Origin of the sequence: Pseudomonas sp. B392_1p (genome assembly GCF_052245235.1) — a bacterium.
GTDB classification, from domain to species: Bacteria; Pseudomonadota; Gammaproteobacteria; order Pseudomonadales; family Pseudomonadaceae; genus Serpens; species Serpens gallinarum.
Genome location: NZ_JBQPXM010000003.1, coordinates 391,412 through 416,927, shown reverse-complemented (window position 1 = coordinate 416,927; position 25,516 = coordinate 391,412). Strand labels below are relative to the sequence as shown.

Annotated in this window: 22 protein-coding genes; 13 read left to right on the top strand and 9 right to left on the bottom strand. The window is 64.2% G+C overall.

Going from position 1 to position 25,516, the window contains the following annotated elements; all coding sequences use genetic code 11:
• Nucleotides 1-29 precede the first annotated feature (29 nt).
• The 12 genes from ACTV8E_RS06495 to ACTV8E_RS06440 all read left to right on the top strand — a co-directional run bounded on the left by ACTV8E_RS06495 (nucleotide 30) and on the right by ACTV8E_RS06440 (nucleotide 11,084).
• Entirely contained in the window at nucleotides 30-845 is an 816-nt protein-coding gene (locus ACTV8E_RS06495; RefSeq protein WP_443198948.1) for a TlpA family protein disulfide reductase, read from the top strand.
• Nucleotides 846-1,041: 196 nt separating this feature from the next.
• Nucleotides 1,042-1,296 (top strand): hypothetical protein, encoded by a 255-nt coding sequence (locus tag ACTV8E_RS06490; RefSeq protein WP_443198947.1) that lies wholly within the window; start codon nucleotides 1,042-1,044, stop codon nucleotides 1,294-1,296.
• Between the two features lie 180 nt (nucleotides 1,297-1,476).
• Complete coding sequence (dsrO, locus tag ACTV8E_RS06485; protein ID WP_443198946.1) at nucleotides 1,477-2,247, top strand: sulfate reduction electron transfer complex DsrMKJOP subunit DsrO; 771 nt, start codon at nucleotides 1,477-1,479, stop codon at nucleotides 2,245-2,247.
• A gap of 10 nt (nucleotides 2,248-2,257) precedes the next feature.
• Entirely contained in the window at nucleotides 2,258-3,295 is a 1,038-nt protein-coding gene (gene nrfD, locus ACTV8E_RS06480) for an NrfD/PsrC family molybdoenzyme membrane anchor subunit (RefSeq protein ID WP_443198945.1), read from the top strand.
• A gap of 15 nt (nucleotides 3,296-3,310) precedes the next feature.
• A complete protein-coding gene (locus ACTV8E_RS06475) occupies nucleotides 3,311-6,427 on the top strand; it encodes a tetrathionate reductase subunit A (RefSeq protein WP_443198944.1) in 3,117 nt (1,038 codons plus the stop codon).
• Between the two features lie 163 nt (nucleotides 6,428-6,590).
• Entirely contained in the window at nucleotides 6,591-6,917 is a 327-nt protein-coding gene (locus ACTV8E_RS06470; RefSeq protein ID WP_443198943.1) for an ArsR/SmtB family transcription factor, read from the top strand.
• Nucleotides 6,914-7,348, top strand: a complete 435-nt coding sequence (locus ACTV8E_RS06465) for a YeeE/YedE family protein (protein WP_443198942.1) — start codon at nucleotides 6,914-6,916, stop codon at nucleotides 7,346-7,348. The genes ACTV8E_RS06470 and ACTV8E_RS06465 overlap by 4 nt, the downstream gene beginning before the upstream one ends.
• A 1-nt stretch (nucleotide 7,349) precedes the next feature.
• Nucleotides 7,350-7,766, top strand: coding sequence for a DUF6691 family protein (locus ACTV8E_RS06460; protein ID WP_443198941.1), 417 nt, complete (start codon nucleotides 7,350-7,352; stop codon nucleotides 7,764-7,766).
• 16 nt (nucleotides 7,767-7,782) lie between these two features.
• On the top strand, nucleotides 7,783-7,983 hold the full coding sequence (locus ACTV8E_RS06455) for a YgaP family membrane protein (RefSeq protein WP_443198940.1): 201 nt from the start codon (nucleotides 7,783-7,785) through the stop codon (nucleotides 7,981-7,983).
• Between the two features lie 20 nt (nucleotides 7,984-8,003).
• Complete coding sequence (locus ACTV8E_RS06450; protein WP_443198939.1) at nucleotides 8,004-8,441, top strand: OsmC family protein; 438 nt, start codon at nucleotides 8,004-8,006, stop codon at nucleotides 8,439-8,441.
• A gap of 21 nt (nucleotides 8,442-8,462) precedes the next feature.
• Nucleotides 8,463-9,326 (top strand): MBL fold metallo-hydrolase, encoded by an 864-nt coding sequence (locus ACTV8E_RS06445; protein WP_443198938.1) that lies wholly within the window; start codon nucleotides 8,463-8,465, stop codon nucleotides 9,324-9,326.
• Between the two features lie 9 nt (nucleotides 9,327-9,335).
• On the top strand, nucleotides 9,336-11,084 hold the full coding sequence (locus tag ACTV8E_RS06440; RefSeq protein WP_443198937.1) for a SulP family inorganic anion transporter: 1,749 nt from the start codon (nucleotides 9,336-9,338) through the stop codon (nucleotides 11,082-11,084).
• A gap of 60 nt (nucleotides 11,085-11,144) precedes the next feature.
• On the opposite strand, the gene ACTV8E_RS06435 is transcribed toward ACTV8E_RS06440, so the two are convergent.
• From ACTV8E_RS06435 to ACTV8E_RS06400, 8 genes are all read right to left on the bottom strand, one after another.
• Nucleotides 11,145-12,473, bottom strand: coding sequence for a ferredoxin reductase family protein (locus tag ACTV8E_RS06435; RefSeq protein WP_443198936.1), 1,329 nt, complete (start codon nucleotides 12,471-12,473; stop codon nucleotides 11,145-11,147).
• A 65-nt stretch (nucleotides 12,474-12,538) separates the two neighbouring features.
• Complete coding sequence (locus tag ACTV8E_RS06430; protein WP_443198935.1) at nucleotides 12,539-12,679, bottom strand: hypothetical protein; 141 nt, start codon at nucleotides 12,677-12,679, stop codon at nucleotides 12,539-12,541.
• Between the two features lie 132 nt (nucleotides 12,680-12,811).
• Nucleotides 12,812-13,630, bottom strand: a complete 819-nt coding sequence (locus ACTV8E_RS06425; RefSeq protein ID WP_443198934.1) for a peptidylprolyl isomerase — start codon at nucleotides 13,628-13,630, stop codon at nucleotides 12,812-12,814.
• A gap of 14 nt (nucleotides 13,631-13,644) precedes the next feature.
• Nucleotides 13,645-14,328, bottom strand: coding sequence for a respiratory nitrate reductase subunit gamma (gene narI, locus ACTV8E_RS06420; protein WP_443198933.1), 684 nt, complete (start codon nucleotides 14,326-14,328; stop codon nucleotides 13,645-13,647).
• A 10-nt stretch (nucleotides 14,329-14,338) separates the two neighbouring features.
• A complete protein-coding gene (narJ, locus tag ACTV8E_RS06415) occupies nucleotides 14,339-15,124 on the bottom strand; it encodes a nitrate reductase molybdenum cofactor assembly chaperone (RefSeq protein WP_443198932.1) in 786 nt (261 codons plus the stop codon).
• Entirely contained in the window at nucleotides 15,117-16,673 is a 1,557-nt protein-coding gene (gene narH / locus ACTV8E_RS06410) for a nitrate reductase subunit beta (protein ID WP_443198931.1), read from the bottom strand. Before narH ends, narJ begins: the two co-directional genes overlap by 8 nt.
• Nucleotides 16,670-20,440, bottom strand: coding sequence for a nitrate reductase subunit alpha (locus ACTV8E_RS06405; RefSeq protein ID WP_443198930.1), 3,771 nt, complete (start codon nucleotides 20,438-20,440; stop codon nucleotides 16,670-16,672). Before ACTV8E_RS06405 ends, narH begins: the two co-directional genes overlap by 4 nt.
• Nucleotides 20,441-20,497: 57 nt before the next feature.
• The gene (locus ACTV8E_RS06400; protein ID WP_443198929.1) at nucleotides 20,498-23,152 is read right to left on the bottom strand and encodes a nitrate/nitrite transporter; all 2,655 of its coding nucleotides are present in this window, start codon (nucleotides 23,150-23,152) and stop codon (nucleotides 20,498-20,500) included.
• 666 nt (nucleotides 23,153-23,818) lie between these two features.
• Between ACTV8E_RS06400 and ACTV8E_RS06395 the strand changes: the two genes are divergently transcribed.
• On the top strand, nucleotides 23,819-24,121 hold the full coding sequence (locus tag ACTV8E_RS06395; RefSeq protein ID WP_273538738.1) for a DUF1883 domain-containing protein: 303 nt from the start codon (nucleotides 23,819-23,821) through the stop codon (nucleotides 24,119-24,121).
• 34 nt (nucleotides 24,122-24,155) lie between these two features.
• Here ACTV8E_RS06395 and ACTV8E_RS06390 read toward each other — a convergent pair whose 3' ends face one another.
• Nucleotides 24,156-25,454, bottom strand: coding sequence for a leucine-rich repeat-containing protein kinase family protein (locus ACTV8E_RS06390; RefSeq protein ID WP_443198928.1), 1,299 nt, complete (start codon nucleotides 25,452-25,454; stop codon nucleotides 24,156-24,158).
• Nucleotides 25,455-25,516: the final 62 nt, after the last annotated feature.

Here is a 25,516-nt window from a genome sequence, read left to right as displayed (position 1 = left end):
CCGTGGCGCTGTTAAATTTCGGAGTACCGATGCTGACGTTGAATGTTGGGCCGCTGGCCCTGGCGATTCCCCATGTGTTGCTGTTTAGCGGCGTATTGCTGGCCATCGTCACCGGCTGGTGGGTGGGGCGGCGTGCGGGGCGCAATCCCGAGCCGCAGCTGTTGCGCTTGTTGCTGGTGGCCGTGCTGGTGGCGCGTCTGGCGTTCGTCGTCAGCTATTTCGAACATTACCGCGACGACGTGTGGCGCGTAGTGGATATCCGTGACGGCGGTTTCATCGCCTGGCCCGGCGTGCTGGCCGGGCTGGCGCTGGGCGCTTGGCAGGCATGGCGTGACCGCGGACTGCGCAAGCCGCTCGGCCTGGCGTTGCTGGTCGGCGTGCTGAGCTGGGGAGGCAGTCATTTCATCTGGCATTCCCTGGAACACGGCACCCGGCTGCCGGATATGGCGCTGTACGACAACCGGGGCGCAGCGGTTTCGTTGAGCGATTATCAGGGCAAACCGCTGGTCATCAACCTGTGGGCCACCTGGTGCCCGCCGTGCCGAAGGGAAATGCCGGTGCTGGCCGAGGCACAGGCGCATAACGCTGACATGACGTTCCTGTTCGTCAACCAGGGTGAAGGGCAGGGGGAGGTCAACCGCTTTACGGAAAGCACCGACCTGGACCTGCGCAATGTGCTGCTCGACCAGGGCGGGCGCCTCGGCCAGCACATTGGCTCGCGGGCGCTGCCCACAACCCTGTTCTATGACGCCGAAGGCCGCCAGGTGGGCAGCCATCTGGGCGAACTGTCGCGAGCCAGCCTGGCGCGCGCCCTGGAAGCCCTGCACGAGGATACCCAGCCATGATGCCTGTCCGGCGGTTCTCCCTGCTGGTGGCGGGTTTCGGCCTGCTGGCCTTGCGCTCGCTGGCCACGCCGAGGAGCTGCCGGCGCCGATCAAGGCGGTCGAAGCTCGCGGCGCGCAAATCGTCGGCACGTTTCGGGCGCCGGCCGGCCTCCTGGTTGGCCTGCTGCGCGCCGACAGCGCCGCAAGGTCCGCAGCCTTGCTGCGCGAGCCTCGGCCGGCCGCCGCTCTCGCGGCCCATGAGTCGGCCGGCAAGGCCAGCACGCTCAAACCGCTCGGCGAGATTCCCGCACCGCTTCAGCGCCACCTGGATGACAACCTCGAATGGATGAGCGAGCTGGACGCCATGGCGATGCCGGCGATTTTCTACCGCGATACTCAGGGGCGCCTGCAGCAGCAACAGGGTGCCGCGCGTCCGCAAGCGCTGACGGAGATCCTGGGGCGCGCTGATTGAGGTTGATTTCCGTTGGTTAATCAATCGCTTGCGATTATCTCGAAACTACTTCTCATTTCTATCTTAAGTTATTGATTCGTACGTTGATATGGGTCAGTAGGGCTGGTCTACGGGCTGGGTAAAATGCTTGAGAGAGATTTAGTTGCATTGCAGCCTTGCACTGCTAACCAGAGGTAAATCATGAGCAAGTCACCCTGTGATCAACCCCCATCCTCAGGCCGGCGCGGCCTGCTCAAGGACCTGCTGGGCCTGAGCGCCGCCGTGAGTCTGCTGCCCCTGGCCAGTACCGCCCAGGCCGGCATCGGCGACCAGCCGCCCCGGCGCCCGGGCATCGAGGGCAAGCGCTACGGCATGCTGGTCGACCTGCGCAAGTGCATCGGCTGCCAGGCCTGTACGGTGAGCTGTTCGGTGGAGAACCTGCCGCCGATCGGCCAGTTCCGCACCACCGTGCTGCAGTACGAGGTTACCGAGAGCCCCGACGCGCCATCGGCGCTGATCAACCTGCCGCGCCTGTGCAACCACTGCGACGAGCCGCCGTGTGTGCCGGTCTGCCCGGTGCAGGCGACCTTCCAGCGCACCGACGGCATCGTGCTGGTCGACAACGAACGCTGCGTGGGCTGCGGCTACTGCGTGCAGGCCTGCCCGTACGACGCGCGCTTCATCAACCACGAGACCCAGACCGCCGACAAGTGCACCTTCTGCGAGCACCGCCTGGAGGTCGGGCTGCTGCCGGCCTGCGTGGAAAGCTGCGTGGGCGGCGCGCGGGTGATCGGTGACCTCAACGACCCGCAGAGCGAGATTTCCCGCCGGATGGACGCCCACAAGGACGAGATCCGCGTCCTCAAGCCGGACATGAACACCGACCCGCACGTGTACTACATCGGCCTGCCCGAGGCCTTCGTCAATGAAGTCGACGGCCAGGCGGGCATCCGTCTGATCGCCAAGCATTAAGGACGCCGCCATGCAGATCGTTGAACTGCTGACCCCCGACTACGAAGCCGCCTGGCTGCCCTGGGCGGTGCAATATTTCTTCTTCATCGGCATCGCCGCCACTGCCGCGCTGACCGCCGCCATCCTGGCGTTCGGCAAGCCCGGGTCGCCGTCGGCGCGCCTGCTGCCGGCGGCGGTGGTGGTGCTGCTGGTCACGGCCATTGCCGCGCCGGTCTCGCTGCTGGCCGACCTGCACCAGCCGGGGCGCTTCTGGCATTTCTATGCGCACTCCACGCCCTGGTCGTGGATGTCCATCGGCGCCTACCTGCTGCCGCTGTTCGTGATGCTGGCCCTGGGTTTCTGCCTGCTGTGGTGGCTGCGTCGCCCGCGCCTGCTGCGCCTGACCGGCCTGGCCCTGGCGCTGCTGGCGGTGAGCATCCTGGTCTACACCGGCGCCGAGATCATGGTGGTGCGCGCGCGGCCGCTGTGGAACACCCTGCTGCTGCCGTGGAACTTCGCCGTCACCGGCTGGCTGGCCGCCCTCGGCGCCATGCTGCTGGTCGGCCGCTGGCTGCCGGGCGGTCTGCCGGCGATGCCGCTGGAACTGCTGCGTCGCCTGGGCATCAGCGCGCTGGTGCTGGTGGTGCTGGGCGTGCTGGTGTGGGTGGCTACCGGCAGTCTCGGGCTGGATCCGTCGTTCCCCGCGGCGCTGCGCCTGTTCGAAGACTTCCCGGTGTGGCGCCTGAGCCTGCTCGGCGCGGTACTGAGCGGTCTGCTGATGCTGGCGATGCTGGCACGGCCCGCGTCGCGCCTGGGCGGCACCGGCTACTCCTTGCTGGTGGCGCTGGCCATGCTGGCCTCGGCCTGGGTGTTCCGCTGGGTGGTGTTCATGAGCGTGCAGGGCGTACCCAAGTACGGCGCCGGCCTGTACCTGTACAGCATGCCGCTCGGTGGTGACGGGCTGCTGGGCATCCTCGGCATGTTCGGCCTGTGCCTGGCGCTGCTGGTCGCCGTGGTGTTCGTGCTGGAACGCTTTCCTTCTTACAACCCGGCCCGCGCCGGTCACTGATCAGGAGTCGATGACATGACCGACAAGACCAAGCAACAGGAAGACCTGCAGGACGCCGGCCGGCGCAAGGTGATCACCCAGGGCGCCGCCGTCGCTGGCGGCCTGGCGGTGTTCGCCGCCGGCTACAGCGAAACCGTCAGCCGGGCAGTGACCGGGCTGGTGCACGGCACCGCCGGCACGCCCACCGCCGACGCCGTGCGCGGCAATTCGCTGACCCCGGAATTTCGCCTCGATCCGCTGACCGGCGCGCTCTCCACTCAGCCGGGGCAGACCGTCAGTCCGTCGGTGTGCCTGGGTTGCTGGACCCAGTGCGGCATTCGCGTGCGGGTGGACAACGAGGCCAACTGCATCATTCGCGTGGCTGGCAACCCCTACCACCCGCTGGCCACCACCCAACCGGCGGACATGCAGACCCCGGTGCGCGACGTTTACAGCGCGCTGGGCGGCGATGCCGGCATCGAAGGCCGTGCCACCGCCTGCGGTCGCGGCGCGGCAATGTTCGAGCAGCTGACCAGCCCCTATCGCGTGCTGCAGCCGCTCAAGCGCGTGGGCAAGCGCGGGGAGGGCAAGTGGCAGACCATCTCCTTCGAGCAACTGATCGAGGAAGTCTGCGAGGGCGGCGATCTCTTCGGCGAAGGCCATGTCGACGGCCTGCGCGCCATCTATGACCGCGAGACGCTGATTGACCCGGCCAACCCGGAGTACGGCCCGCTGAGCAACCAGCTGCTGTTTACCGATGCCGGCAACGAAGGCCGTACGCCATTCGTGCGCCGCTTCACCCAGCAGTCGTTCGGCAGCGTCAACTTTTCCAACCACGGTTCCTACTGCGGTCAGAGCTACCGGGTGGGCACCGCCGCGGCGCTTGGCGACCTGCCGGGCATGCCCCATGGCAAACCGGACTGGGACAATGCCCGTTTCGGCCTGTTCATCGGCACCGCGCCGGCCCAGGCTGGCAACCCGTTCCAGCGTCAGGGCCGGCAACTGGCCGAGGCCCGTACCCGCACCGACAAGCCGGTATTCGAATACGTGGTGGTGTCGCCGACCCTGCCGGCCACTTCCAACGTGCTCAGCGACGACAGCGAGTGGCTGGCGGTCAAGCCGGCCGGCGACCTGGCGCTGGTGATGGGCATGATCCGCTGGATCCTCGACAACCGCCGCTTCGACGCGGGCATGCTGTCCCAGCCGGGGCCGGCGGCCATGCAGGCGGCCGGCGAGGCCTCGTGGAGCAACGCCACCCACCTGCTGGTGGAGGACCCCGAGCACCCACGCTTCGGCACTTTCCTGCGCGGCGCCGACCTGGGCTGGAGCGAGGCCGAAGCCTATGTGGTGCAGCGCGCCGATGGCGAGCTGGCGGCGCACACCCGGGCCGAACCGGCCGAGCTGTTCGTCGAGCGCACGGTGACGCTGGATGGCCAGCCGGTGCGCGTCACCAGCTCACTGAGCCGCCTGCGCGCCGAAGCCCGGCGCATGAGCCTCGAGGAGTACGCCCGTGAATCCGGCGTGCCGCTGGAGAAGATCACCGCCCTGGCCGAGCGCTTCACCAGCTACGGCAAGCAGGCGGTGGCCAACTCCCACGGCGGCACCATGAGTGGCTCCGGCTTCTATACCGCCTATGCCATCGGCATGCTCAACACCCTGATCGGCAACCTCAACGTCAAGGGCGGCCTGGTGGTGGACGCCGGCCAGTTCCCGCCGTTCGGCCCGGGGCCGCGCTACAACATCGGTGGCTTCGCCGGCAAGGTCGACCCCAAGGGCGTGGCCCTGTCACGCCATCGCTTCCCCTACGAAAAGAGCAGCGAATACCGCCGCAAGAAAGAGTCCGGCCTATCCCCGTACCCGGCCAAGGCGCCCTGGTACCCGGCGGTCGGCGGCCTGAGCTCGGAAATGATCGCCGCCGCCCTGGATGGCTACCCGTACCGCGCCAAGGTGTGGATCAACCACATGGGCAACCAGGTGTACGGCATTGCCGGCTGGCGGCACGTGATCGAGGAGCGCCTGCGCGATCCGAAGCTGATGCCGCTCTCCATCGCGGTCAACCCGTTCATCAACGAAACCGCCGCCCTGGCCGATTACATCGTGCCGGATACCCTGACCTATGAGAGCTGGGGTGTCTCGGCGCCTTGGAACGGCGTGGTGGCCAAGGCCTCCAGCGTGCGCTGGCCGGTGGTCGAGCCGCGCGTGGCGAAGACGGCCGAGGGTCAATCGATCAGCCTGGAAAGCTTCCTGATCGCCACCGCCAAGCGCCTCGGCATGCCGGGCTTCGGCGCCGGCGCGATCCGCGACGCCGATGGCAACCGTTACGACCTGAACAGCGCCGCCGATTTCTACCTGCGCGGCTTTGCCAACATCGCCTACGCCGGCGGCCAACCGGTGCCGGAGGCCAGCGACGACGACCTGGCGCTCACCGGTGCGCAGCGCCATGCCGAGCAGTTGCAGCAACGCCTCAAGCCCGAGGAATGGCGGCGCGTGGCGCTGCTGATGAGCCGGGGCGGGCGCTTCGCGCGTATCGAAGATGCCTGGAACGACAAGGGGCAAGTGCGCCAGGGCTACACCAAGCCGCAGCAGATCTGGTACGAGGACCTGGCCAAAATGCGCCACTCGCTGACCGGCGAGCGCTACAGCGGTTGCCCGACCTGGTATCCGGTGCGCATGGCCGACGGTCGCGCGATGCGCGAGCTGTACGGCGAGGATCAGTGGCCGCTGCTGATGATTTCCTTCAAGTCGCACCTGATGAGCGCGTTCTCCATCGGCGCCGACCGCTTGCGCCAGGTGCACCCGCATAACCCGGTGTACCTACACCGCGCCGATGCGGCGCGCCTGGGCATCGGTCATGGCGACAAGGTGCGCCTGGTCACGCCGGGCGGCGCGCGGGAAGGGGTTGCACTGGTGCGTGACGGGCTGATGCCCGGCACCGTCGCCGTGGAGCACGGCTACGGCCACACCGAGCTAGGGGCGCGCGCCCACCAGGTGGATGGCCAGCCCATGCCGCACAACCCGGCGCTGGGGGCGGGGGTCAACCTCAACGACCTCGGTTTCGGCGATCCGACCCGTCCGGACACCAACGTGTGGATCGACTGGGTCTCGGGCGCGGCGGTACGCCAGGCCCTGCCGGTGCGCATCGAGCGGGTCTGAGTCGGCGGCACGTCAAGCGCCGGGCCAGGAGTAATCCTGGCCCGGCGTTTTTGTGTCCGGGATTCAAAGGCGTGAAACGATGCCGGTTGGTGGTAGTTAAAAATCTATTGCCAGATAAAATATAAAAACATATATTGTTTTCGGCTTAGATGAGCGAGGCAACATGACTACCCATACCATTTCCCTGGACATCGAGAAACTGCGCGCCAATGCCGACAGCGCCGGCCAGTTGCTGAAGGCGTTAGCCAATCCCGACCGTTTGCTGCTGCTCTGTCAGTTGTCCCAAGGCGAACGCAACGTGAGTGAACTGGAAGCCTTGCTGGGTATCCAGCAGCCGACGCTCTCCCAGCAACTGGGCGTGTTGCGTCGTGAAGGTCTGGTGGAGACCCGCCGCGAGGGCAAGCAGATTTACTACCGGATCAGCAGCCCCGAGGCGCTGGCGGTAATTTCCACCCTGTATCAACTGTTTTGCGCCAAGGAGTCGACATGATCATTGATTGGGCACATTTCACGCCCTGGTCTTCATTGGCCGGAGGCGCGCTGATCGGCCTGGGCGCCGGTCTGTTCGTGATGTTGAACGGCCGTATCGCCGGCATCAGCGGCTTGCTCGCCAGCCTGCTGGAGCGGGGCGGCGAAGGGCGCGGCGAAAAAGGCCTGTTTCTGCTGGGGATCCTGGTCGCGCCGCTGTTGTGGCTGGTCTTCTCCGCCCTGCCGGTGCCGCAATTCCAGACCAACGGGTTGGGCCTGCTGGTGGCCGGCGTGCTGGTCGGGGTAGGCACCCGGTATGGCTCCGGCTGCACCAGCGGTCATGGCGTGTGTGGCATTTCCCGCCTGTCGCCCCGTTCCATGGCCGCGACCGCTGCGTTCATGGCCAGCGGGTTTGTCACGGTGTTCGTCCTGCGTCATCTGTGGGGAGGCTGATATGCGCAAAGTGACTGCTTTTGCCGCCGGATTGCTGTTCGGCATTGGTTTGCTGCTGTCGGGCATGGCCGATCCGGCCAAGGTCATCGGCTTTCTTGATCTGGCCGGCCACTGGGACCCGTCGCTGGCGCTGGTCATGGGCGGCGCGGTCGCCGTGGCTTTTGTGCCCTTCACCTGGGCGCGCCGACAGAGCCGTTCGCTGCTGGGCGCTCCCATGCATCTGCCCCAGAAGCGCGAGCTGGATCGTCGCCTGATCGGCGGCAGCCTGCTGTTCGGCATCGGCTGGGGGATTGCCGGCATCTGTCCGGGACCGGCCGTGGCGCTAGTGCTGACCGGCTACTGGCAGATCCTGCTATTTGTGTTCGCCATGTTCACGGGAATGTGGCTGTTTTCTGCGCTGGAACGCCGGCGCGCCTGATGACCTGGAGGTCGCTATGAAAATCAATGTGGGAACCCTGGATCGCACGCTGCGCATTGCCATTGGCGTATTGCTCATCGCCCTGAGCCTGTTCGGTGTGATCGGCTGGTGGGGCTGGATCGGCGTGCTGCCGCTGGTCACCGGACTGTTCCGCTTCTGCCCCGCGTATCCACTGCTCGGCATCAGCACCTGCAAGAACACCTGCAAGCGCTCCTGAAGCGCACCTGCCAACAAGGAATGATCATGAAAACCATCAGTGTTCAGGGCAGCATGGGTAACGGCTTCGCCATCGACATGACCTGCGGCAATCATCAGGTGCTGATCGACCAGCCGCGTGCGGCGTTCGGCACCGATACCGGCCCGAGTCCGCTGGAGTTGATCCTGGCGGCGCTGGGCGGCTGCTTCGGCACCATCGGGCGTTTCCTGGCGCACCAGCGCAAGATCGAACTGCGCGGCATGCGCTTCGAGATCGAGGCGGACTACGACCCGGCCGGCCTGCTGGGCCGCGATAAAACCGTACGGCCCGGCTTTCAGGACGTGCGCGTGCGCGTCGACATCGATGCGGACCTGAGCCATGAAGAGAAACTGGAGTTTATGCATGAAGTTGAGCGGCGCTGCCCGCTGGCGGACAACCTGCTGAACGGCACCCGTCTGCACACCGAGTTGGCGGTTTAGGTCCCAGGAGGAGAGGAAGGCATGCAACCGGTCATCGAGGCGTTTTTCGACCCCGCTACCTACACGTACAGCTATGTGGTCAGTGACCCGGCCACAGACCGCTGTGCCATCGTCGATCCGGTGCTGGATTACGACCCGGCTTCGGGCCGCACCTCCCATGCCAGCGCCGACAGGCTGATTGCCTATGTGCGCGAACACGAGCTGCAGGTGGAGTGGCTGCTGGAAACCCACGTGCATGCCGACCATCTCTCCGCGGCGGCCTATATCCGCTCGACGCTCGGCGGCACGCTGGCCATTGGCGCGCAGATCTCCCAGGTACAACGGACCTTCGGCCCGCTGTTCAACGCCGAGGCCGGCTTTGCCACGGACGGCAGTCAGTTCGACCGCCTGTTCGCCGATGGCGAGCGCTTTGCAATTGGTTCTCTCGAAGCGCGTGCCCTTCACACGCCGGGACATACGCCTGCGTGCATGACCTACTTGATTGACGATGCCGCTTTCGTCGGTGACACGCTGTTCATGCCGGACTACGGGACCGCCCGCTGCGACTTTCCCGGCGGAGACGCACGTGCCCTGTATCAATCGATCCAGCGCCTGTTTGAACTGCCTGACGACACCCGATTGTTCATGTGCCACGACTACCTGCCGGAGGGGCGCACCGAGCATCACTACCAGAGCACCGTGGGCGAACAGCGTCAGCGCAATGTGCAAGCCCATCAGGGCGTCAGCGAGGACCAGTTCGTGACCATGCGCCAGGCGCGTGATGCCACGCTGGACATGCCGGTGCTGATCCTGCCTTCGGTGCAGGTCAACATGCGCGCCGGCGAGCTGCCGCCGGCGGAAGACAACGGCGTGCGTTACCTGAAAATCCCGCTGAACCAGCTCTGAGGTACACCGATGAACGTGCGCCGCTGGTTCCCCTTCAGGCACTGGCTTCCCGGCTACCGTCGGGAAACCGCGCTTCAGGATGGACTGGCGGCGCTGATCGTCACCTTGATGCTGATCCCGCAAAGCCTGGCGTATGCGCTGCTGGCCGGGCTGCCGCCGCAGGCGGGTCTGTACGCCAGCATCTTGCCGTTGATCGCCTATGCGCTGTTTGGCTCCAGCCGCACCCTGGCGGTGGGGCCGGTGGCGGTGATTTCGCTGATGACGGCCGCCGCGCTGACGCCCTTGTTCGTTCCGGGCAGTGCCGAGTACCACGGCGCCGCGCTGCTGCTGGCGCTGCTGTCCGGGTTGCTGCTGGTCGGCATGGCCGTGTTGCGTTTGGGCTTTCTGGCCAGTTTTCTCAGTCATCCGGTGATTTCCGGCTTCATAACCGCTTCGGCACTGCTGATTGTCCTGAGCCAGTTACGCCACCTGTTTGGCATACCCCTGCAGGGCTCGACATTGCCGGAGCTACTGCCGCGTCTGTTGATCCTGCTGCCGCAGCTGCACATGCCGACGCTGATTCTCGGCGTCGTCAGCCTGGCGCTGCTGTGGTGGGCTGGCGCGCCGTTTACGGAGCTGCTGCGGCGGCACGGCGGGTCCGTCACCTGGAGCCGGATCATGCCGGCGTTGCTGCTGGTGCTGTCGATTGCGGTGGTCGGCGGGCTGGGCCTGGCGCAGCAGGGCGTAGCGGTGGTGGGTGAAATTCCCCGGGGCTTGCCGGTGCCGCAGTTGCCGGAGTGGGACTGGATGTTGGCGCGTCAGCTATTGCCAGCGGCGCTGCTGATCAGCCTGGTCGGCTTCGTCGAGTCGGTGTCGGTGGGGCAAAGTCTGGCAGCCCGCCGCCGTGAGCGCATCGATCCGAACAATGAACTGGCCGGGCTCGGTGCGGCCAATCTGGCGGCTGCAGTGGCGGGAGGTCTGCCCGTCACGGGAGGCTTTTCTCGCTCCGTGGTCAACTTCGACGCCGGCGCCCGCACCCCGATGGCCGGGGTGTTCAGCGCTTTCGCCATGGCCGTGGGTGTGCTGTTCTTCACCCCCTGGCTGCGCGATCTGCCGCAGGCGGTGCTGGCGGCGACCATCATCGTCGCCGTGTTGAAGCTGGTGGACCTTCGCTCCTTGCGCCGTACCTGGCGCTATTCGCGGCAGGATGGCGCCGCTCAGCTCGCCACGCTGCTTGGCGTGTTGCTGGTTGGCGTTGAGGTGGGTGTGTTGCTCGGCATGGGTCTGTCGCTGCTGTTGTTTCTCTGGCGTACCAGTCGGCCGCACATGGCGGTGGTGGGACAGTTGCCGGGCAGTGAGCATTTTCGCAACGTCGAGCGCTTCGAGGTGGTGCAAAGCCCGAAGGTGCTGTCGCTGCGGGTGGATGAGAGCCTGTACTTCCCCAATGCCCGCTACCTGGAGGAGCGCATCACCGAGCTGGTGGCCCAGCAGCCGGCGATCGAGCACCTGGTCCTGATGTGCTCGGGCGTCAACCTGATCGACGCCAGCGCTCTGGAAAGCCTGGAAATGATCGTCGAGCGGCTGCGGACCGCCGGTATCCAGCTGCATCTGTCCGAAGTCAAGGGGCCGGTTATGGACCGACTCAGGCGCTCGGAATTTCTCCACTGTTTCGGTGGGCGGGTGTTCGTCAGCCAGTTCCAGGCCCTGGCCGAACTGGACCCGGAGATCACCCGTAGTGCGCTAGCCCGGCAGAGCGGAAGCTCGATTGCCACCTCCTGATAACGTGCGCGTGCACCAATCAGGGCGTAATCGAACCGCTCTGCAGGGCAGGCGTGGGCTTCAGCGCATGTCGAACAGCTCCTGATGGAAGTCGGCTTCGGCCAGGCCTTGGGCCTTGAAATCCTCCCTCAGCGCCTGTCCGAAGCCGGCCGGGCCGCAGAACCAGAACGTCGCCGCCGACCATTCCGGCACCAGACGACGGATGCGCTCACCGTCCAGCCGGCCGTCTCGGGTTGTCACCAGCAGGTGCAGGCGTACCCCGGCGCGTTGCGCAAGCTGGCGAACCCGTTCGATAAACCCTTCATCCGGCTCGTTGGTGCTGTAGAACAGATCGATGTCCTTGCCATCCGGCTGCTTGGCCAGCGCCAGCAGGCGAGCAATGAACGGGGTGATGCCGATACCGCCGGCAACCCAGATCTGGCGCGACTTGCCGCAGCTGAAGTCGAACCGACCATAGGGCCCTTCAATGCTGACCAGATCGCCGACCTTCACGGTGTCGGGCAGTGTGTTGGTGTAGTCACCCAGTCCCTTGACCAGGAAAAACATGCGGCCATCGCCGTGCCAGGCCGAGGAGATGGTGTACGGGTGGGCGCCTTCGTGCGGGTCGAGGGTCACGAAGGCGAACTGACCGGCCTGATGGCCGGGCCAGCGGTCTTTCAGCATGAGGGCGAACTTCAGCACGCGGTTGTCGCGGTGGTGCAGCACTTCCTCGATTTCTCCCACGACGCGGCGCTTGTAACCGACGCGGTGGAACAGCGAGACAGAGGCGGCAACGGTGCCGCCGGCCATCAGGGCCAGCATCAGCAGGCCGATGGGTGCGCTCCAGAAATCGAACGGCATCAGCACCACCGAATGCACGACCAGCGCCAGGTAGACCAGCGCCAGCAAACGGTGAGTCTTGAAGAAATGCCGGTAGGGAAAGCGTTTGAGCAGCGCCAAAGCGACCAGCACGACCAGTGCGTAGAACGCCCATTCGCCAATGCTTTCGGCCAGGCCGCGCTGGCTGCGGAAGAAGCGGAACAGCTCAACCGCCTGTTCAGGCTGCGGACCCTTGCGTGGCTTGGTCAACAGGCCCCAGCCCACCGCCCATTTGGTGCCTTGGGCCCATAGCCAGTGGATGATCGATACCACCAGACCGGTAATGCCCAGCCACTTGTGCAGCCGGTAGGTCTTGTCCAGGCCGCCGAACAGCGGCTCAATGATTACCGGTCGCAGCGCCAGCAGCATGCCAATACTCATCACACCGATGCCGACGATGCCGGTGTAAGTCACCAGCATATGGCGCACATCGAAATAGCCGAAGTTGGCCGGCAGCAGTGGATCGGCCAGCAGCCAGAGCCCGGTAAGAACCAGCAGCAGGGCCAGATAACCGATCTTGATGGGTTTCATGCGGACATCTCAAGGCTGACATTCAGGCATTGTCCGCTCTGTTCGGAGAGGTGCCATGACCGGAGTCAACGATCGCCGGGGCGCTGCATAATCTCCAGCGCGATGCCCAGGGCAATGCCAATACCGATGCCCAGTGTGATGTTGCCCATTAGCGCACCGATGCTCACGCCAAGCAGGGTGCCGATGGTTAGCCATTTTGCCGACATGTATAGGTGCCCCCACCCTCGCATGAGGGGAGCTGCTCCACCGGTATATTCCAAAAGGATGGCGCAGAGCGGAAAGCTAACCCGCAACGGGGCTTTGCGGGCAATGACCTACAAGGCCCTACCCAGGTGGCCTCACTGCATCAGGCTACCGTCCGCATCGCCATCCAAACGCAGGCCCTCGACACCGATTTCCTCTTCCAGTGCCAACAGATAATGGCGCAGGGCACGGCGAGTAGCCTGTTCGCGCAGGCTATGGCGTACCCGCTCGGCAACCTGTTCGTAAGGCAGTGGACGGGCTTCGTGACGCTCATCAATGCTGATGAGGTGCCAGCCGTAGCGCGAGGCCAGCGGGCGATCATGCAACCCTTCTGGCAAATGCTGCAGGGCGCGATCCAGTTCGGCGACCGTTTGCCCGGCGCCGAGCCAGCCCAGTTCACCGCCATCCTCCTTGGACGGGCAGGCCGAATAACGCTGAGCCAGTTCAGTGAAACGCCCCGGCGCATCGTTCAGTTGGCGCAGCAGCTTCTGGCCGAGGCGGTATTGGGCGTCGCGGGCACGGGGATCGTCCGGGGCTGCCGCAAGCAGGATATGCCGCACCCGCAACCTGGCGGGTGTAGAAAAGCGCTGCCGGTGGGTCTCGAAAAAGCGTAGGCAGGCTGCATCGTCGGGTTCCGGCACCTCCAGCTCATGCTCCAGCAGAACGGCCATGGCTTCATCGTTTTCTTGCCCCTCGGCATCCACCACCGGCGGCAACCCCAGCTCTGCGGCGCGCTGGCTGAGCAGTTCGCGCACCACTAGCGCGCGGGCCGCCTGGAGCTGGGCTTCGGCCAGCGAGGCGGCCGGGTGGAAGGGTGTTTCCCGGGCGATTTCCGCTTCGCCGAACTCCACCAGGCCGACACGAATAACCGGCGCAGGCGCGTCCTGCAGGGTTTTGATATCGATCAGTTCCATCACAAATCTCCCACTCAGCCGCGTTTGCGCACGATCTGGTAATTACGCCCCAAGTAGCCCAGCGGAATGCTCCAGACATGCACCAGCCGGGTGAAGGGGAACAGGAAGATGATGGTCAGGCCTACAAAGATGTGCACTTTGTAGATCCACGAGACTTCTTCCAGGTAGTTCGCCGCGCTGCCGTTGAAGAACACGATAGCCTGCGCCCAAGAGGCCAGGGTAAGCATCACGTCGCCCTCCAGGTGGCCGAGGGAAAAGATGATGGTGACCATGCCCAGGCAGGCCTGGAACACGATCAGCACCAGGATCAGGTTGTCCATCGCCCCCGACGTTGCCCTGACACGGGGATTGAAAAAGCGCCGGTACAGCAGCATGCCGCCGCCCACGATCACCATGGCCCCGGCGATGCCGCCGATGATGATGGCCAACAGTTGCTTGTCGCCTGCGCTGATGAAGCGTCCGTAGATCCAGTGGGGCGTGAGCATGCCGAACAGGTGGCCGAAGAAGATCACCAGCATGCCGACATGGAACAGGTTGCTGGCCAGGCGCATGTTCTTTTTCGACAGGATCTGGCTGGAGTGCGCCTTCCAGGTGTACTGCCCGTGGTCGTAGCGCAGCAGGCTGCCAACCAGAAACACGGTGCCGGCTAGGTAGGGGTAATAGCCGTAGATCAGGTAATGCAGGTATTCGGCGAACATGGCGGCGCTCCTACTGGTGACTGTCGGTCGCTGGCGACGACGGGCTGGCGGGCATGACGTTGACGACCTGCGGGGTCGACGCGTATTTGCGTTCGGCCAGGCGGCGCCCTTCGGCCGATTGCAGCGCGCAGTCTTCGTCGGACGTGGCCGAAAAGCGCACGACTTCTTCTTCCCAGACTTGATCCAGCGCCTGTGGCGTGTGGTCCGGCTCCTCGGCGGCCACGGTCGGACGGTGCTGGTCGATCTGCTCGGTGGCGCCAATCAGCGCGAGCAACGCGTGGGGCACCAAGGCATGCAGGGCGTTGCGCTCCTCCAAACGCGCGGTAAGCAGGGCGAGGATGTGGCTGATCTCACCCAGCCAGCGGCCAATCTCCTGTTCGTCACGGGTCGACAGGTATTCGAGGAACAATGGCAGGTGATCCGGCAGTTCGCGGGCGTCCAGGGCAAAACCAGCGGCTTCGTATTCGGCCAGCAGGTCGACCATCGCCTGGCCACGGGCGCGGGACTCGCCGTGCACATGCTCGAACAGCAACAGCGAGGTGGCGCGCCCGCGGTCGAACAGCTCGACATACTCGGCCTGCAGATCCAGCAGCGGGGCCTGGGCCAGGTGCAGACACCAGTCGGCAAAGCGCGCGCGCAGGTGGGTATCCAGGCGCGCTTCGCCCGTCAGGATGCTTGCCAGTTCGTCGGCCGCTTGCTGCAGGTCGGCCGTTGGATAGTCGAGCAGCCGAGCCAAGACACGCAGGCTGCGCAGGCCTTGAGTGGTCTCGAGGGTGACGCTGGCTGGACTATTCATGGCGCATGTCCTCCAGGGGGTCGAAGCTTTCCACCGGTTTGACCAAGGTGGTGGTGGCTTTTTTGCCGCCGAACAGACTGGTCTGGTTCTTGCCGCCCTGGCAGCCGTTGCCGAAGGTGAAGCCGCAACCGTTGCGTTCGGGGTAGGCGTCGCGCGCCATTTCCCGGTGGGCGGTGGGGATCACGAAGCGATCCTCATAGTTGGCGATGGCCAGGTAGCGGTACATGTCCTCGACCTGCGCCTGGCTGAGGCCGACCTGATCGAGCACGTCGGTGTTGAGCACGCCGTCCACGTGCTTGCCGCGCATGTACACGCGCATGGCCATCAGGCGCTTAAGGGCCAGCACCACCGGCGCCTCGTCGCCGGCGGTGAGCATGTTGGCCAGGTAGCGCACCGGAATGCGCAGCGACTCGATCTTCGGCAGCACGCCGTCGAACTCGATGTGCCCGGCCTCGGCAGCGGATTGAATGGGCGACAGCGGCGGCACGTACCAGACCATCGGCAGGGTGCGGAACTCCGGGTGCAGCGGCAGCGCCAGGCCCCAGTCCATGGCCAGCTTGTACACCGGCGAGGCCTGCGCGGCCTTGATCACGTTGTCGGTCACGCCGTCCTTGCGCGCCTGGGCGATGATCGCCGGGTCATGGGGGTCGAGGAAGATATCGCACTGGCGCCGGTACAGGTCGCGCTCATCCGGCGCGGCAGCCACTTCGCCGATGCGGTCGGCGTCATACAGCAGCACGCCTAGGTAGCGGATGCGGCCCACGCAGGTTTCCGAACAGACCGTCGGCTGGCCGACCTCGATGCGCGGGAAGCAGAAGATGCATTTCTCGGATTTGCCGCTCTTCCAGTTGTAATAGATCTTCTTGTACGGGCAGCCGGAAATGCACATGCGCCAGCCACGGCACTTGTCCTGGTCGATCAGCACGATGCCGTCTTCCTCGCGCTTGTAGATCGCGCCGCTCGGGCAGGACGCCACGCAGCTGGGGTTCAGGCAGTGCTCGCACAGGCGCGGCAGGTACATCATGAAGGTGTTTTCGAACTGGCCATAAATGTCGGCTTCGATGCGCTCGAAGTTGACATCCTTGCGCCGCTTGGCGAACTCAGTGCCGAGAATTTCCTCCCAGTTGGGTCCCCATTCGATCTTGTTCATGCGTTGCCCGGAGATGCGCGAGCGCGGCCTGGCGGTCGGTTGATGCTCGCCGGCCTTGGCGGTGTGCAGGTGCTGGTAGTCGAAGGTGAAGGGTTCGTAGTAGTCGTCGATCTCCGGCAGATCGGGGTTGGCGAAGATATTCGCCAACACCCGCCATTTGCCGCCGATGCGCGGGTTGATCGAGCCGTCCGCGTTGCGCACCCAGCCGCCGCGCCATTTCTTCTGGTTGGCCCATTCCTTGGGATAGCCGATGCCCGGCTTGGTCTCGACGTTGTTGTACCAGGCGTATTCGATGCCTTCGCGGCTGGTCCAGACGTTTTTGCAGGTGACCGAACAGGTGTGGCAACCGATGCACTTGTCCAGGTTCATCACCATGCCGACTTGCGAACGGATTTTCATTTAACGGCCTCCTGGGTGTAGTCGTTGCCTTCGCCATCCAGCCAATTGACGTTTTTCATCTTGCGCACGATGACGAACTCGTCGCGGTTGGAGCCGACGGTGCCGTAATAGTTGAAGCCATAGGAGAGCTGCGCGTAGCCGCCGATCATGTGGGTGGGTTTGGGACACACGCGGGTCACCGAGTTGTGGATGCCGCCACGGGTGCCGGAAATCTCGCTGCCGGGGGTATTCAGGATGCGTTCCTGGGCGTGGTACATCATCACCGTGCCCACCTTGACCCGCTGGCTGACCACCGAGCGGGCGGCCACCGCGCCGTTGGCGTTGTACAACTCGATCCAGTCGTTGTCCTCGACGCCGATGCTCTTGGCGTCACTCTCCGACATCCACACGATGGGTCCGCCCCGCGAGAGCACTTGCATGAGCAGGTTGTCGCTGTAGGTGGAATGGATACCCCATTTTTGGTGAGGGGTGAGCCAGTTGAGGATGATCTCCGGGTTGCCGTTGCTGATCGCCTTGTGTTCGGCCACGCCAGCCGGCGCCTTGGTGTCGATGGGCGGGCGATACACCATCAGGCTCTCGCCGAAGTCGCGCATCCACGGGTGATCCTGGTACAGCTGTTGGCGGCCGGTAAGCGTGCGCCAGGGAATCAGCTCATGCACGTTGGTGTAGCAGGCGTTGTAGGAGACATGTTCGTCTTCGAGGCCGGACCAGGTGGGGCTGGAGATGATCTTGCGCGGCTGGGACACCAGGTCGCGAAAGCGGATCTTCTCGTCTTCCTTGGGCAGCGCCAGGTGCGTGTGGTCGCGGCCGGTGATCTTCGACAGCGCCGCCCAGGCCTTGATCGCCACGTTGCCATTGGTTTCCGGCGCCAGGGCGAGGATCATCTCGGCGGCGTCCAGCGCCGAGGCGATGCGCGGGCGGCCCTTGGCCGAACCTTCCTGCTTGCGGTAGTTGAGCTTGCCAAGCAGGTCGACCTCCTCCTCGGTTTTCCAGGCGATGCCCTTGCCACCATTGCCGATGGTGTCCAGCAGCGGCCCGACGGAACTGAAGCGCTCGTAGGTTTCCGGGTAGTTGCGCTTGACCTCCACCAGCGACGGCATGGTCTTGCCGGGAATTGCCTCGCATTCGCCGCGCTTCCAGTCGCGCACCTCGGGCTGGGCCAGTTCACTGGGGGAGTCGTGTTGCAGGGGCAGGGTGACTAGGTCGGTTTCCTCCCCCAAGTGACCGACGCACACCCTGGCGAATGCCTTGGCGATGCCGTCGTAGATGTCCCAGTCGCTGCGCGCTTCCCAGGCCGGGTCGGTGGCGGCGGTCAACGGGTGAATGAAGGGGTGCATGTCCGACGTGTTGAGGTCGTTTTTTTCGTACCAAGTGGCTGTGGGCAGCACGATGTCCGAATACAGGCAGGTGGTGGACATACGGAAGTCCAGAGTCACCAGCAGGTCGAGCTTGCCTTCGCCCGGCTCGTCGCGCCAGACGACTTCTTCCGGCTTGTCGCCGCCGGTCTTGCCCAGGTCGTTGCCCAGCAGATCGTGGCGAGTGCCCAGCAGGTAGCGCAGCATGTATTCGTGGCCCTTGCCGGAGGAGCCCAGCAGGTTAGAACGCCAGACGAACAGGTTGCGCGGGAAGTTGACCGGGTTGTCCGGGTCCTCCGAGGCGAAGCGCAGAGCGCCGCTTTTCAGTTGATCGACCACGTAATCCTGCGTGCTCTTGCCGGCGGCCTGCGCCTCAGCGGCCAGGCGCAGCGGGTTGCGGTCGAGCTGCGGCGCGCTGGGCAGCCAGCCCATGCGTTCGGCGCGCACGTTGAAGTCGATCAGGCTGCCGCTGTACTTCTCCGGCGACGCCAGGGGCGAGAGGATTTCGTTGACCTTGAGCTTCTCGAAGCGCCACTGACTGGAGTGGTTGTAGAAGAACGAGGTGCCGTTCATGTGGCGCGGCGGGCGGTGCCAGTCGAGGGCGAAGGCCAGCGGCGTCCAGCCGGTTTGCGGGCGCAGTTTTTCCTGGCCGACATAGTGCGACCAGCCGCCGCCGGTCTGACCGATACAGCCGCACATGATCAACAGATTGATCAGCCCGCGGTAGGTCATGTCCATGTGGTACCAGTGGTTGACCCCGGCACCGACGATGATCATCGAGCGGCCACGGGTCTTGTCCGCGTTTTGCGCGAACTCCCGGGCCAGGCGAGTCAATTGGGCGGCGGACACGCCGGTGATGGTCTCCTGCCAGGCCGGCGTGTAGGGTTTGATCTGCTCGTAGGCGGTGGCGCCGTCATCCTCGCCAGAACCACCAACGGTGGCCTGCAATCCACGGTCGATGCCATGGTTGGCCGCCATCAGGTCGAACACCGTTGCTGCCAGCACCTGGCGGCCATCGGCCAGTTGCACGCGCTTGGCGGGTACATGGTGGTAGAGCACGTCACGCACGGTGGTATGGGGAAAGTGCGCATGCTGAATGCCGCCGAAATAGGGAAAGCCGACGCGGGCGACCTCGTCGTGACGGCCAAGCAGTGACAGCGCCAGGGACACGTCCTTGCCGTCCGCATCGACGGGTTCCAGGTTCCATTGTCCATCCTCGCCCCAGCGAAAGCCGATGGAGCCGCGCGGCACCACCAGGCGGTCGCCGGTCTCGTCCCAGGCCAGGGTTTTCCATTCGGGATTGTTGGCCTGGCCCAGGTTGTCGGCGATATCGCTGGCGCGCAGTTGCTTGCCGGGCACCAGGCTGCCATCGGCGCGAGTTTCCAGCTCCACCAGGATCGGCATGTCGGTGTAGCGCCGCACGTAATCGGTGAAATAGGCGCTGGGGTTCTCCAGGTGGAATTCCTTGAAGATCACGTGGCCCATGGCGATGGCCAGCGCCGAGTCGGTACCCTGTTTGGGGCTCAGCCACTCGTCACAGAGCTTGGACACCTCCGCATAGTCCGGGGTGATGGCCACGGTCTTGGTGCCCTTGTAGCGCACCTCGGTGAAAAAGTGCGCGTCGGGGCTGCGCGTCTGCGGCACGTTGGAGCCCCAGGCGATGATGTAGCCGGAGTTGTACCAGTCGGCCGATTCCGGCACGTCGGTCTGCTCGCCCCAGGTTTGCGGGCTGGAGGGCGGCAGGTCGCAGTACCAGTCATAGAAGCTCAGGCACACACCGCCAATCAGCGACAGATAGCGGGTGCCGGCGGCGTAGCTGACCATGGACATGGCCGGAATCGGCGAAAAGCCGATCACTCGATCCGGACCGTATTGCTTGACGGTGTAGACGTTGGCGGCGGCGATAAGCGACTGCATCTCGTCCCAGTCGGCGCGCACGAAACCGCCGAGACCGCGGTCGTGCTTGTACTGTTTGGTGCTGTCCGGGTTCTCGACGATACTCGCCCAGGCCAGTACCGGGTCCGTGTGCCGGGCTAGGGCGGCGCGCCACAGCTGGATCAATGGCTTGCGAATCAGCGGGTACTTGAGGCGATTAGCGCTGTACAGGTACCAGGAATAACTGGCGCCGCGCGGGCAGCCGCGCGGTTCATGGTTGGGCAGGTCGGGGCGGGTGCGCGGGTAGTCGGTCTGCTGGGTTTCCCAGGTCACGAGGCCGTTCTTGACGTAAATCTTCCAACTGCACGAGCCGGTGCAGTTCACCCCGTGGGTTGAGCGGGCGATCTTGTCGTATTGCCAGCGCTGACGGTAGCCGTCTTCCCAGTCACGGGTCTCGTCGCGGGTTTCGCCATGTCCATCGGCAAACTCTGCCGGGCGGGTGGTGAAGTACTTCAGGCGGTCAATGAAATGACTCATCTTGTTTGCCTCCTCGACGGGATGTCAGGCCCACCCCGTGGCTAGGTGTCAGACCCTTCAGCAGGGCACCTCCGCATTCCGGCGGGTGTAGTAGAACCAGGTCAACGCGATGCACAACAGGTAGAACATGATGAAACCGTACAACGCCATCTCGGCGCCGCCGGTCATGCTGATCGAGGTGCCGTAGGCTTTCGGAATGAAGAAGGCGCCATAGGCGGCGATGGCCGAAATGAAGCCGACGGCGGCGGCGGATTCCCGCTCGCTTTGCATGGCTTGTTCTGCGGGGGGCAGCTTCGGCGTCAGGCGTGGCGTCATGGTGCGGAAGATCGCCGGAATCATTTGCGTGGTGCTGGCATTGCCAATGCCGGAGAAGAAGAACAGCAACAGGAACATGCCGAAAAAACCCCAGAAGGCGCCTGGTTGATCCTTGATGCCAAGAAAGAACAACACGCCCACTACACACAGCGCCATCGCCACGAATACCCACAGGCTGACCTTGGCACCGCCGAGCCGGTCCGCCAGCCCTCCGGAGAAAGCGCGGCTCAGCGCTCCTACCAGCGGGCCGAAGAAGGCGAACTTGAGCACATCAACCGAGGGAAAGAGGTTGCCAGCCAGCAGGGGAAAACCGGCGGAAAAGCCGATAAAGCTGCCGAAGGTGCCGGTATAGAGCACGCTCATCAGCCAGGTGTGCTTGCGCTTGAAAATCACCAGTTGGTCGGCGAACGAGGATTTGGCACTGGCAATGTCGTTCATGCCGAACCAGGCGGCCAGCGTGGCGATGATGATAAAGGGCACCCAGATGAAACCGGCGTTCTGCAGCCACAACGACTGGCCCGTGGCGGTTTGTCGGGGCGCGCCGCCCAGCGCGCCGAACACCCCCATGGTGATCACCAGCGGCACCAGGAACTGCATAAGGCTGACGCCGAGGTTGCCCAAGCCGGCATTGAGGCCCATGGCCTTGCCCTTTTCGCTCTTGGGGAAGAAGAACGAGATATTGGCCATGCTCGACGAAAAGTTGCCCCCGCCCAGGCCGCACAGCAAGGCGAGGATCAGCATGATCAGGTAAGGCGTGTCCGGGTCCTGCACCGCGAAACCGATCCACAACGCCGGCAGCAGCAGCGAGCCGGTGGACAGGGCCGTCCAGCGCCGGCCACCGAAGATCGGCACCATGAAGCTGTAGAAAATCCGCAAGGTGGCGCCGGACAAACCGGGCAGGGCGGCCAGCCAGAACAGCTGGTTGGGGCTGTAGTCGAAGCCCAGCAGCGGCAGTTTGGCCACCACCACTGACCAGACCATCCAGATGGCGAAACCCAGCAGCAGGTTGGGGATCGAAATCCACAGGTTGCGGGCGGCGATGCGCTTGCCCTGAGTCGTCCAGAAGGCGCTGTCTTCCGGTCGCCAATCGAGCAGCACGAAGGCGTTGGGCGTGGACAGTTCCGGCAGGTCGCGCGTTTCGCGTTGTTGCGGCCATTCCACCCGCTCGGCCTGGCGAATCGAATAGTGCATCCAGGCCAGGGAGCCAGCAGCAATCAGGAACATCAGCATGAAGGTGCTTTGCCAGATGCCGATTACGTCGTTGAGCATGCCGAACGTCAGTGGTAGGAAAAAACCGCCCAGGCCGCCAACCATGCCGACCACGCCACCGACGATGCCGACATGCTTGGGGTAGTAGACCGGGATGTGCTTGAACACCGCCGCCTTGCCCAGCGACATGAAAAAGCCCAGCACCATGGTCAGCAGGGCGAAGGCAACGACGTTCATGGTCAGTGAAAAGCTGAACTCGCCTTCGACGCCGGTGACGGTATAGCGGGTCGGCGGGTAGCTGAGCAGGAAGGTGCTGATCACCGAGGCGGTCAGTGTCCAGTACATTACCCGGCGCGCCCCATAGCGGTCGGACAGCCAGCCGCCCAGAATGCGAAACACCGAGGCGGGCACGGTGTACAGCGCCGCCACCATGCCGGCGGCGGCCAGGCTCAGGCCGTAGACCTCCATCAGGTAATGGGGCAGCCAGAGGGCGAGGGCGATAAAGCCGCCAAACACGAAGAAGTAGTAGAGCGAGAAACGCCAGACCCGCAGTTCTCCCAACGGAGCCAGTTGCTCCTTGAATGGCAAAGGCTTGGCGTGGCGTTCACCACTTTGCGGGTCGTTGCGGGCGAGTACGATGAAGACGACGCCCATGATCGCCAGCACCGTGGCGTAGACCAGTGCGGTGCCCTGCCAGCCCAGCGCCAGCAACAGGAAGGGCGCCGCAAAGTTGGTCAGACCGGCGCCAACGTTGCCAGCGCCGAAAATGCCCAGTGCCGTGCCCTGGCGCTCAGGCTCGAACCAAGCCGAGGTATAGGCCACGCCGACACTGAAGGCGCCGCCGGCCAGACCGACACCCAGGGCGCCGAGCAGCAGCATGTAATAGCTGTTGGCCAGAGTCAGCAGGTAGATGAACAGCGCGGACAGCAGCATTAACAGGCCGAACACCCAGCGCCCGCCAAAACGGTCGGTCCACACGCCCAGTAACGGCCTCGACAAGGAGCCTGTGAGCACTGGCGTGGCCATCAACAGTCCGAGCTGGGTATCGGTCAGGTTGAAGTCGCCCTTGAGCTGCAAGCCAAGGATGGAAAAGATCGTCCAGACCGCAAAGCACAGCGTGAAGGCCAGGGTGGAGAGGCCTAGCGCGCGATACTGATCGTGGCGTGCTACCGGCACAGTTGTCGGCATTTGAAACTCCCTTGATCAAATACCTCAGTATTCGGAGAGTGCTTTCGTTGTGCGTAACAGGTAACAGTTATCCGGCTACGTTTAACGGGGCGCGAAGCAGCTAGCCCCTTACGTTGATCCGGTCAATTGGGTGAGGTCCTAGGCAAGAAATGAGCCGTGCGGGTATGGGCCGGCTCAGCCAGTGTGTCCCGCAGGCTGAACGCTGAGAATGCGTGGTTGAAGGTGGCTTGCTAACGTGCGGCTTGCTGGGCATGAAGGCAGGCTCCGTAGCGAACTCAAGTTAGCCTAGACGCTGATTGGCACGCTGGCAAAAGCCGTGAATATCGTGTGGGTATGCAGTCGGCGCGATCGTTGTTTTGCAAGCAGCCAGTCCATGGCGACAAGCTAACCACTAGGCTGAGCCGATGGACAGCGTTAAGCTTGCCGCCCCCCGGCAGAGCGGGCTGGTATCCAGTCTGGCAAAGGCCGGTACGGTATGCCACGGCTTCGCCTGCGCTTGCCCTTATGCAGAAATCGCAGGAATCATTCCTGCGCCTGATCTCGCGCATCCGCCTACGTGCGGGCGTGTCGCATCGATCCCCAAGCCTTTTGAGAGCGATGCGGCATGACCTGTAGCGGAAGGCAGGAGTCCTGCGTGATTCCCTGTGTCACCCCGTGGAGTTGACGATGAAATTCATACACCAACGCGAGCATTTGAACGAAGACGATCTGGTCGTTATCCAGTGCTCGCAGCCCTGCAACATTCGCCTGATGAACGATGCGAACTTTCGCAGCTTCAAGAACGGCGGGCGGCATACTTACCATGGTGGGGCGTTCGATCGTTTCCCGGCGAAGATCACCGTACCCAGTAGCGGATTCTGGAACATCACCCTGGACACCGTGACGACCAAGGCCATCAGCGTGACGCGCAAGCCGAAGATGGATTATTCGATCAAGATCGTGCGGCGCTCGCCTTCGCGGCTGAGTTGAAGGGCTGGGACACGCTCTGCGCCTCAGCCTATGGTTAGCGGATAGCGGCCAGCGCGTCATTAATCTCGGAAAAGACCAGCCGTTGCGCAACCACATCCCCTGTGCACTGGGCCTGCAGTTGACGCAACATGCCTTGCGCCTGCGGCCGGTCATCCGGGGCGCAACGTTGCAACAGTTCCTCCAGCAGGTTGCCGAAGGCACGCGCTTCGATGCGTTGCAGCCGTTGTCCTAACTGGCTGTGCGGATCGAAGAACGATGCGGCGCCGAAGTCGCCGAGCAGACAGTGCCCGTGGGGATCGACCAGCAGGTTATGGGCGTAGATATCGCCATGCAGAATGCCCCGGCCATGCAAATGGCCAATGGCGGCCGCGGCGCCGTGGGCGATACGCAAGGCGTTGGCAACGGTGAATCGCTGGTCTTCGGCATAACAATCGCGGGTACAACTGCTCAGTGAAGGTGGGCCGGCAAGTGTTTGGTAGGACGCGTCGATGCGTTCCAGCAGCAAGCCGGGAGGGTCGCCGGGTTGTGTTTCCAGCGAGCCGGCGACGCGAATCAGATTGCCGTGTTCGCCGGCCTGCAGACAGGCGGCCATTTCACTGTGGGGCAGGCCATCGCTGGTCATCTGGCCCTTGAACAGCTTGGCGGCCATGGGCTGATCGCTGCCTCGCCACCCGGCGGCGTGAATGATCCCGGAGGCGCCTTGGCCCAGCACTTCGCCCAGGGTTATCTCCGCACGCGCAATGGCTGTTCCCAGCGCTGCGGTTTCTCGGCTATCGACACAGGGATTGCCGGCAAAGGCCAGCCAGCTGAGGCGTGGCAGCTCCAGCAACCATTCGGGCAACGCTTCGAAACGATTGGCCGCCATGCGCAGCAGTTCGAGGTTCTGGCAGTCGGCGAGGCGGTGTGGCAGCGCCGTTAGCTGGTTGCCGGCCAGCATCAGTTTCTGCAAGCGCGAGCAGTTGCCCAGCTCATCCGGCAAATGTTGCACACGGTTGTCAGTGAGGATCAGCCAGCGTAAACGCTGTGGTAGTGAGGCCGCCGGCACCTGTTCGATCCGGCAGGACTTGAAGCCGACCATCTCCAGCTGCGGGCAGTCGCCCAGCACGTCCGGCACTTCAGTGAAGGGATTGTTCGAACAAAACAGGATGCGCAGCTTGTGCAGGCGCGACAGGTCGGCCGGCAGGCGGGTCAGCTGGTTGCCGGAGAGATTGAGCACTTCCAGGCTGTCGGCCAGCGCAAAGACCTCTTCGGGGAGCTCGGTGAGGTTGGCGGATAGATCCAGGCGGGTAATGCCGGCCAGATCGCCGCGGCGCAGTTGGTCGAGGGTATGCATGGGGAGAATAAGGCTTTTAATGACGGAGGCCCGCGGGTGCGGGCCTCTTGATGGTTCCCTTC

Bases quoted from the DNA above. Each gene is read 5' to 3' on its own strand.
- ACTV8E_RS06450 (WP_443198939.1), top strand. From the start codon at position 8,004: ATGATCATGAAAACCATCAGTGTTCAGGGCAGCATGGGTAACGGCTTC.
- ACTV8E_RS06440 (WP_443198937.1), top strand. From the start codon at position 9,336: ATGAACGTGCGCCGCTGGTTCCCCTTCAGGCACTGGCTTCCCGGCTAC.
- ACTV8E_RS06430 (WP_443198935.1), bottom strand. From the start codon at position 12,679: ATGTCGGCAAAATGGCTAACCATCGGCACCCTGCTTGGCGTGAGCATC.
- ACTV8E_RS06400 (WP_443198929.1), bottom strand. From the start codon at position 23,152: ATGCCGACAACTGTGCCGGTAGCACGCCACGATCAGTATCGCGCGCTA.
- ACTV8E_RS06465 (WP_443198942.1), top strand. From the start codon at position 6,914: ATGATCATTGATTGGGCACATTTCACGCCCTGGTCTTCATTGGCCGGA.
- ACTV8E_RS06425 (WP_443198934.1), bottom strand. From the start codon at position 13,630: ATGGAACTGATCGATATCAAAACCCTGCAGGACGCGCCTGCGCCGGTT.
- dsrO (WP_443198946.1), top strand. From the start codon at position 1,477: ATGAGCAAGTCACCCTGTGATCAACCCCCATCCTCAGGCCGGCGCGGC.
- ACTV8E_RS06455 (WP_443198940.1), top strand. From the start codon at position 7,783: ATGAAAATCAATGTGGGAACCCTGGATCGCACGCTGCGCATTGCCATT.
- ACTV8E_RS06470 (WP_443198943.1), top strand. From the start codon at position 6,591: ATGACTACCCATACCATTTCCCTGGACATCGAGAAACTGCGCGCCAAT.
- ACTV8E_RS06495 (WP_443198948.1), top strand. From the start codon at position 30: ATGCTGACGTTGAATGTTGGGCCGCTGGCCCTGGCGATTCCCCATGTG.
- nrfD (WP_443198945.1), top strand. From the start codon at position 2,258: ATGCAGATCGTTGAACTGCTGACCCCCGACTACGAAGCCGCCTGGCTG.
- narI (WP_443198933.1), bottom strand. From the start codon at position 14,328: ATGTTCGCCGAATACCTGCATTACCTGATCTACGGCTATTACCCCTAC.
- ACTV8E_RS06395 (WP_273538738.1), top strand. From the start codon at position 23,819: ATGAAATTCATACACCAACGCGAGCATTTGAACGAAGACGATCTGGTC.
- narJ (WP_443198932.1), bottom strand. From the start codon at position 15,124: ATGAATAGTCCAGCCAGCGTCACCCTCGAGACCACTCAAGGCCTGCGC.
- ACTV8E_RS06445 (WP_443198938.1), top strand. From the start codon at position 8,463: ATGCAACCGGTCATCGAGGCGTTTTTCGACCCCGCTACCTACACGTAC.
- narH (WP_443198931.1), bottom strand. From the start codon at position 16,673: ATGAAAATCCGTTCGCAAGTCGGCATGGTGATGAACCTGGACAAGTGC.
- ACTV8E_RS06390 (WP_443198928.1), bottom strand. From the start codon at position 25,454: ATGCATACCCTCGACCAACTGCGCCGCGGCGATCTGGCCGGCATTACC.
- ACTV8E_RS06405 (WP_443198930.1), bottom strand. From the start codon at position 20,440: ATGAGTCATTTCATTGACCGCCTGAAGTACTTCACCACCCGCCCGGCA.
- ACTV8E_RS06475 (WP_443198944.1), top strand. From the start codon at position 3,311: ATGACCGACAAGACCAAGCAACAGGAAGACCTGCAGGACGCCGGCCGG.
- ACTV8E_RS06435 (WP_443198936.1), bottom strand. From the start codon at position 12,473: ATGAAACCCATCAAGATCGGTTATCTGGCCCTGCTGCTGGTTCTTACC.
- ACTV8E_RS06460 (WP_443198941.1), top strand. From the start codon at position 7,350: ATGCGCAAAGTGACTGCTTTTGCCGCCGGATTGCTGTTCGGCATTGGT.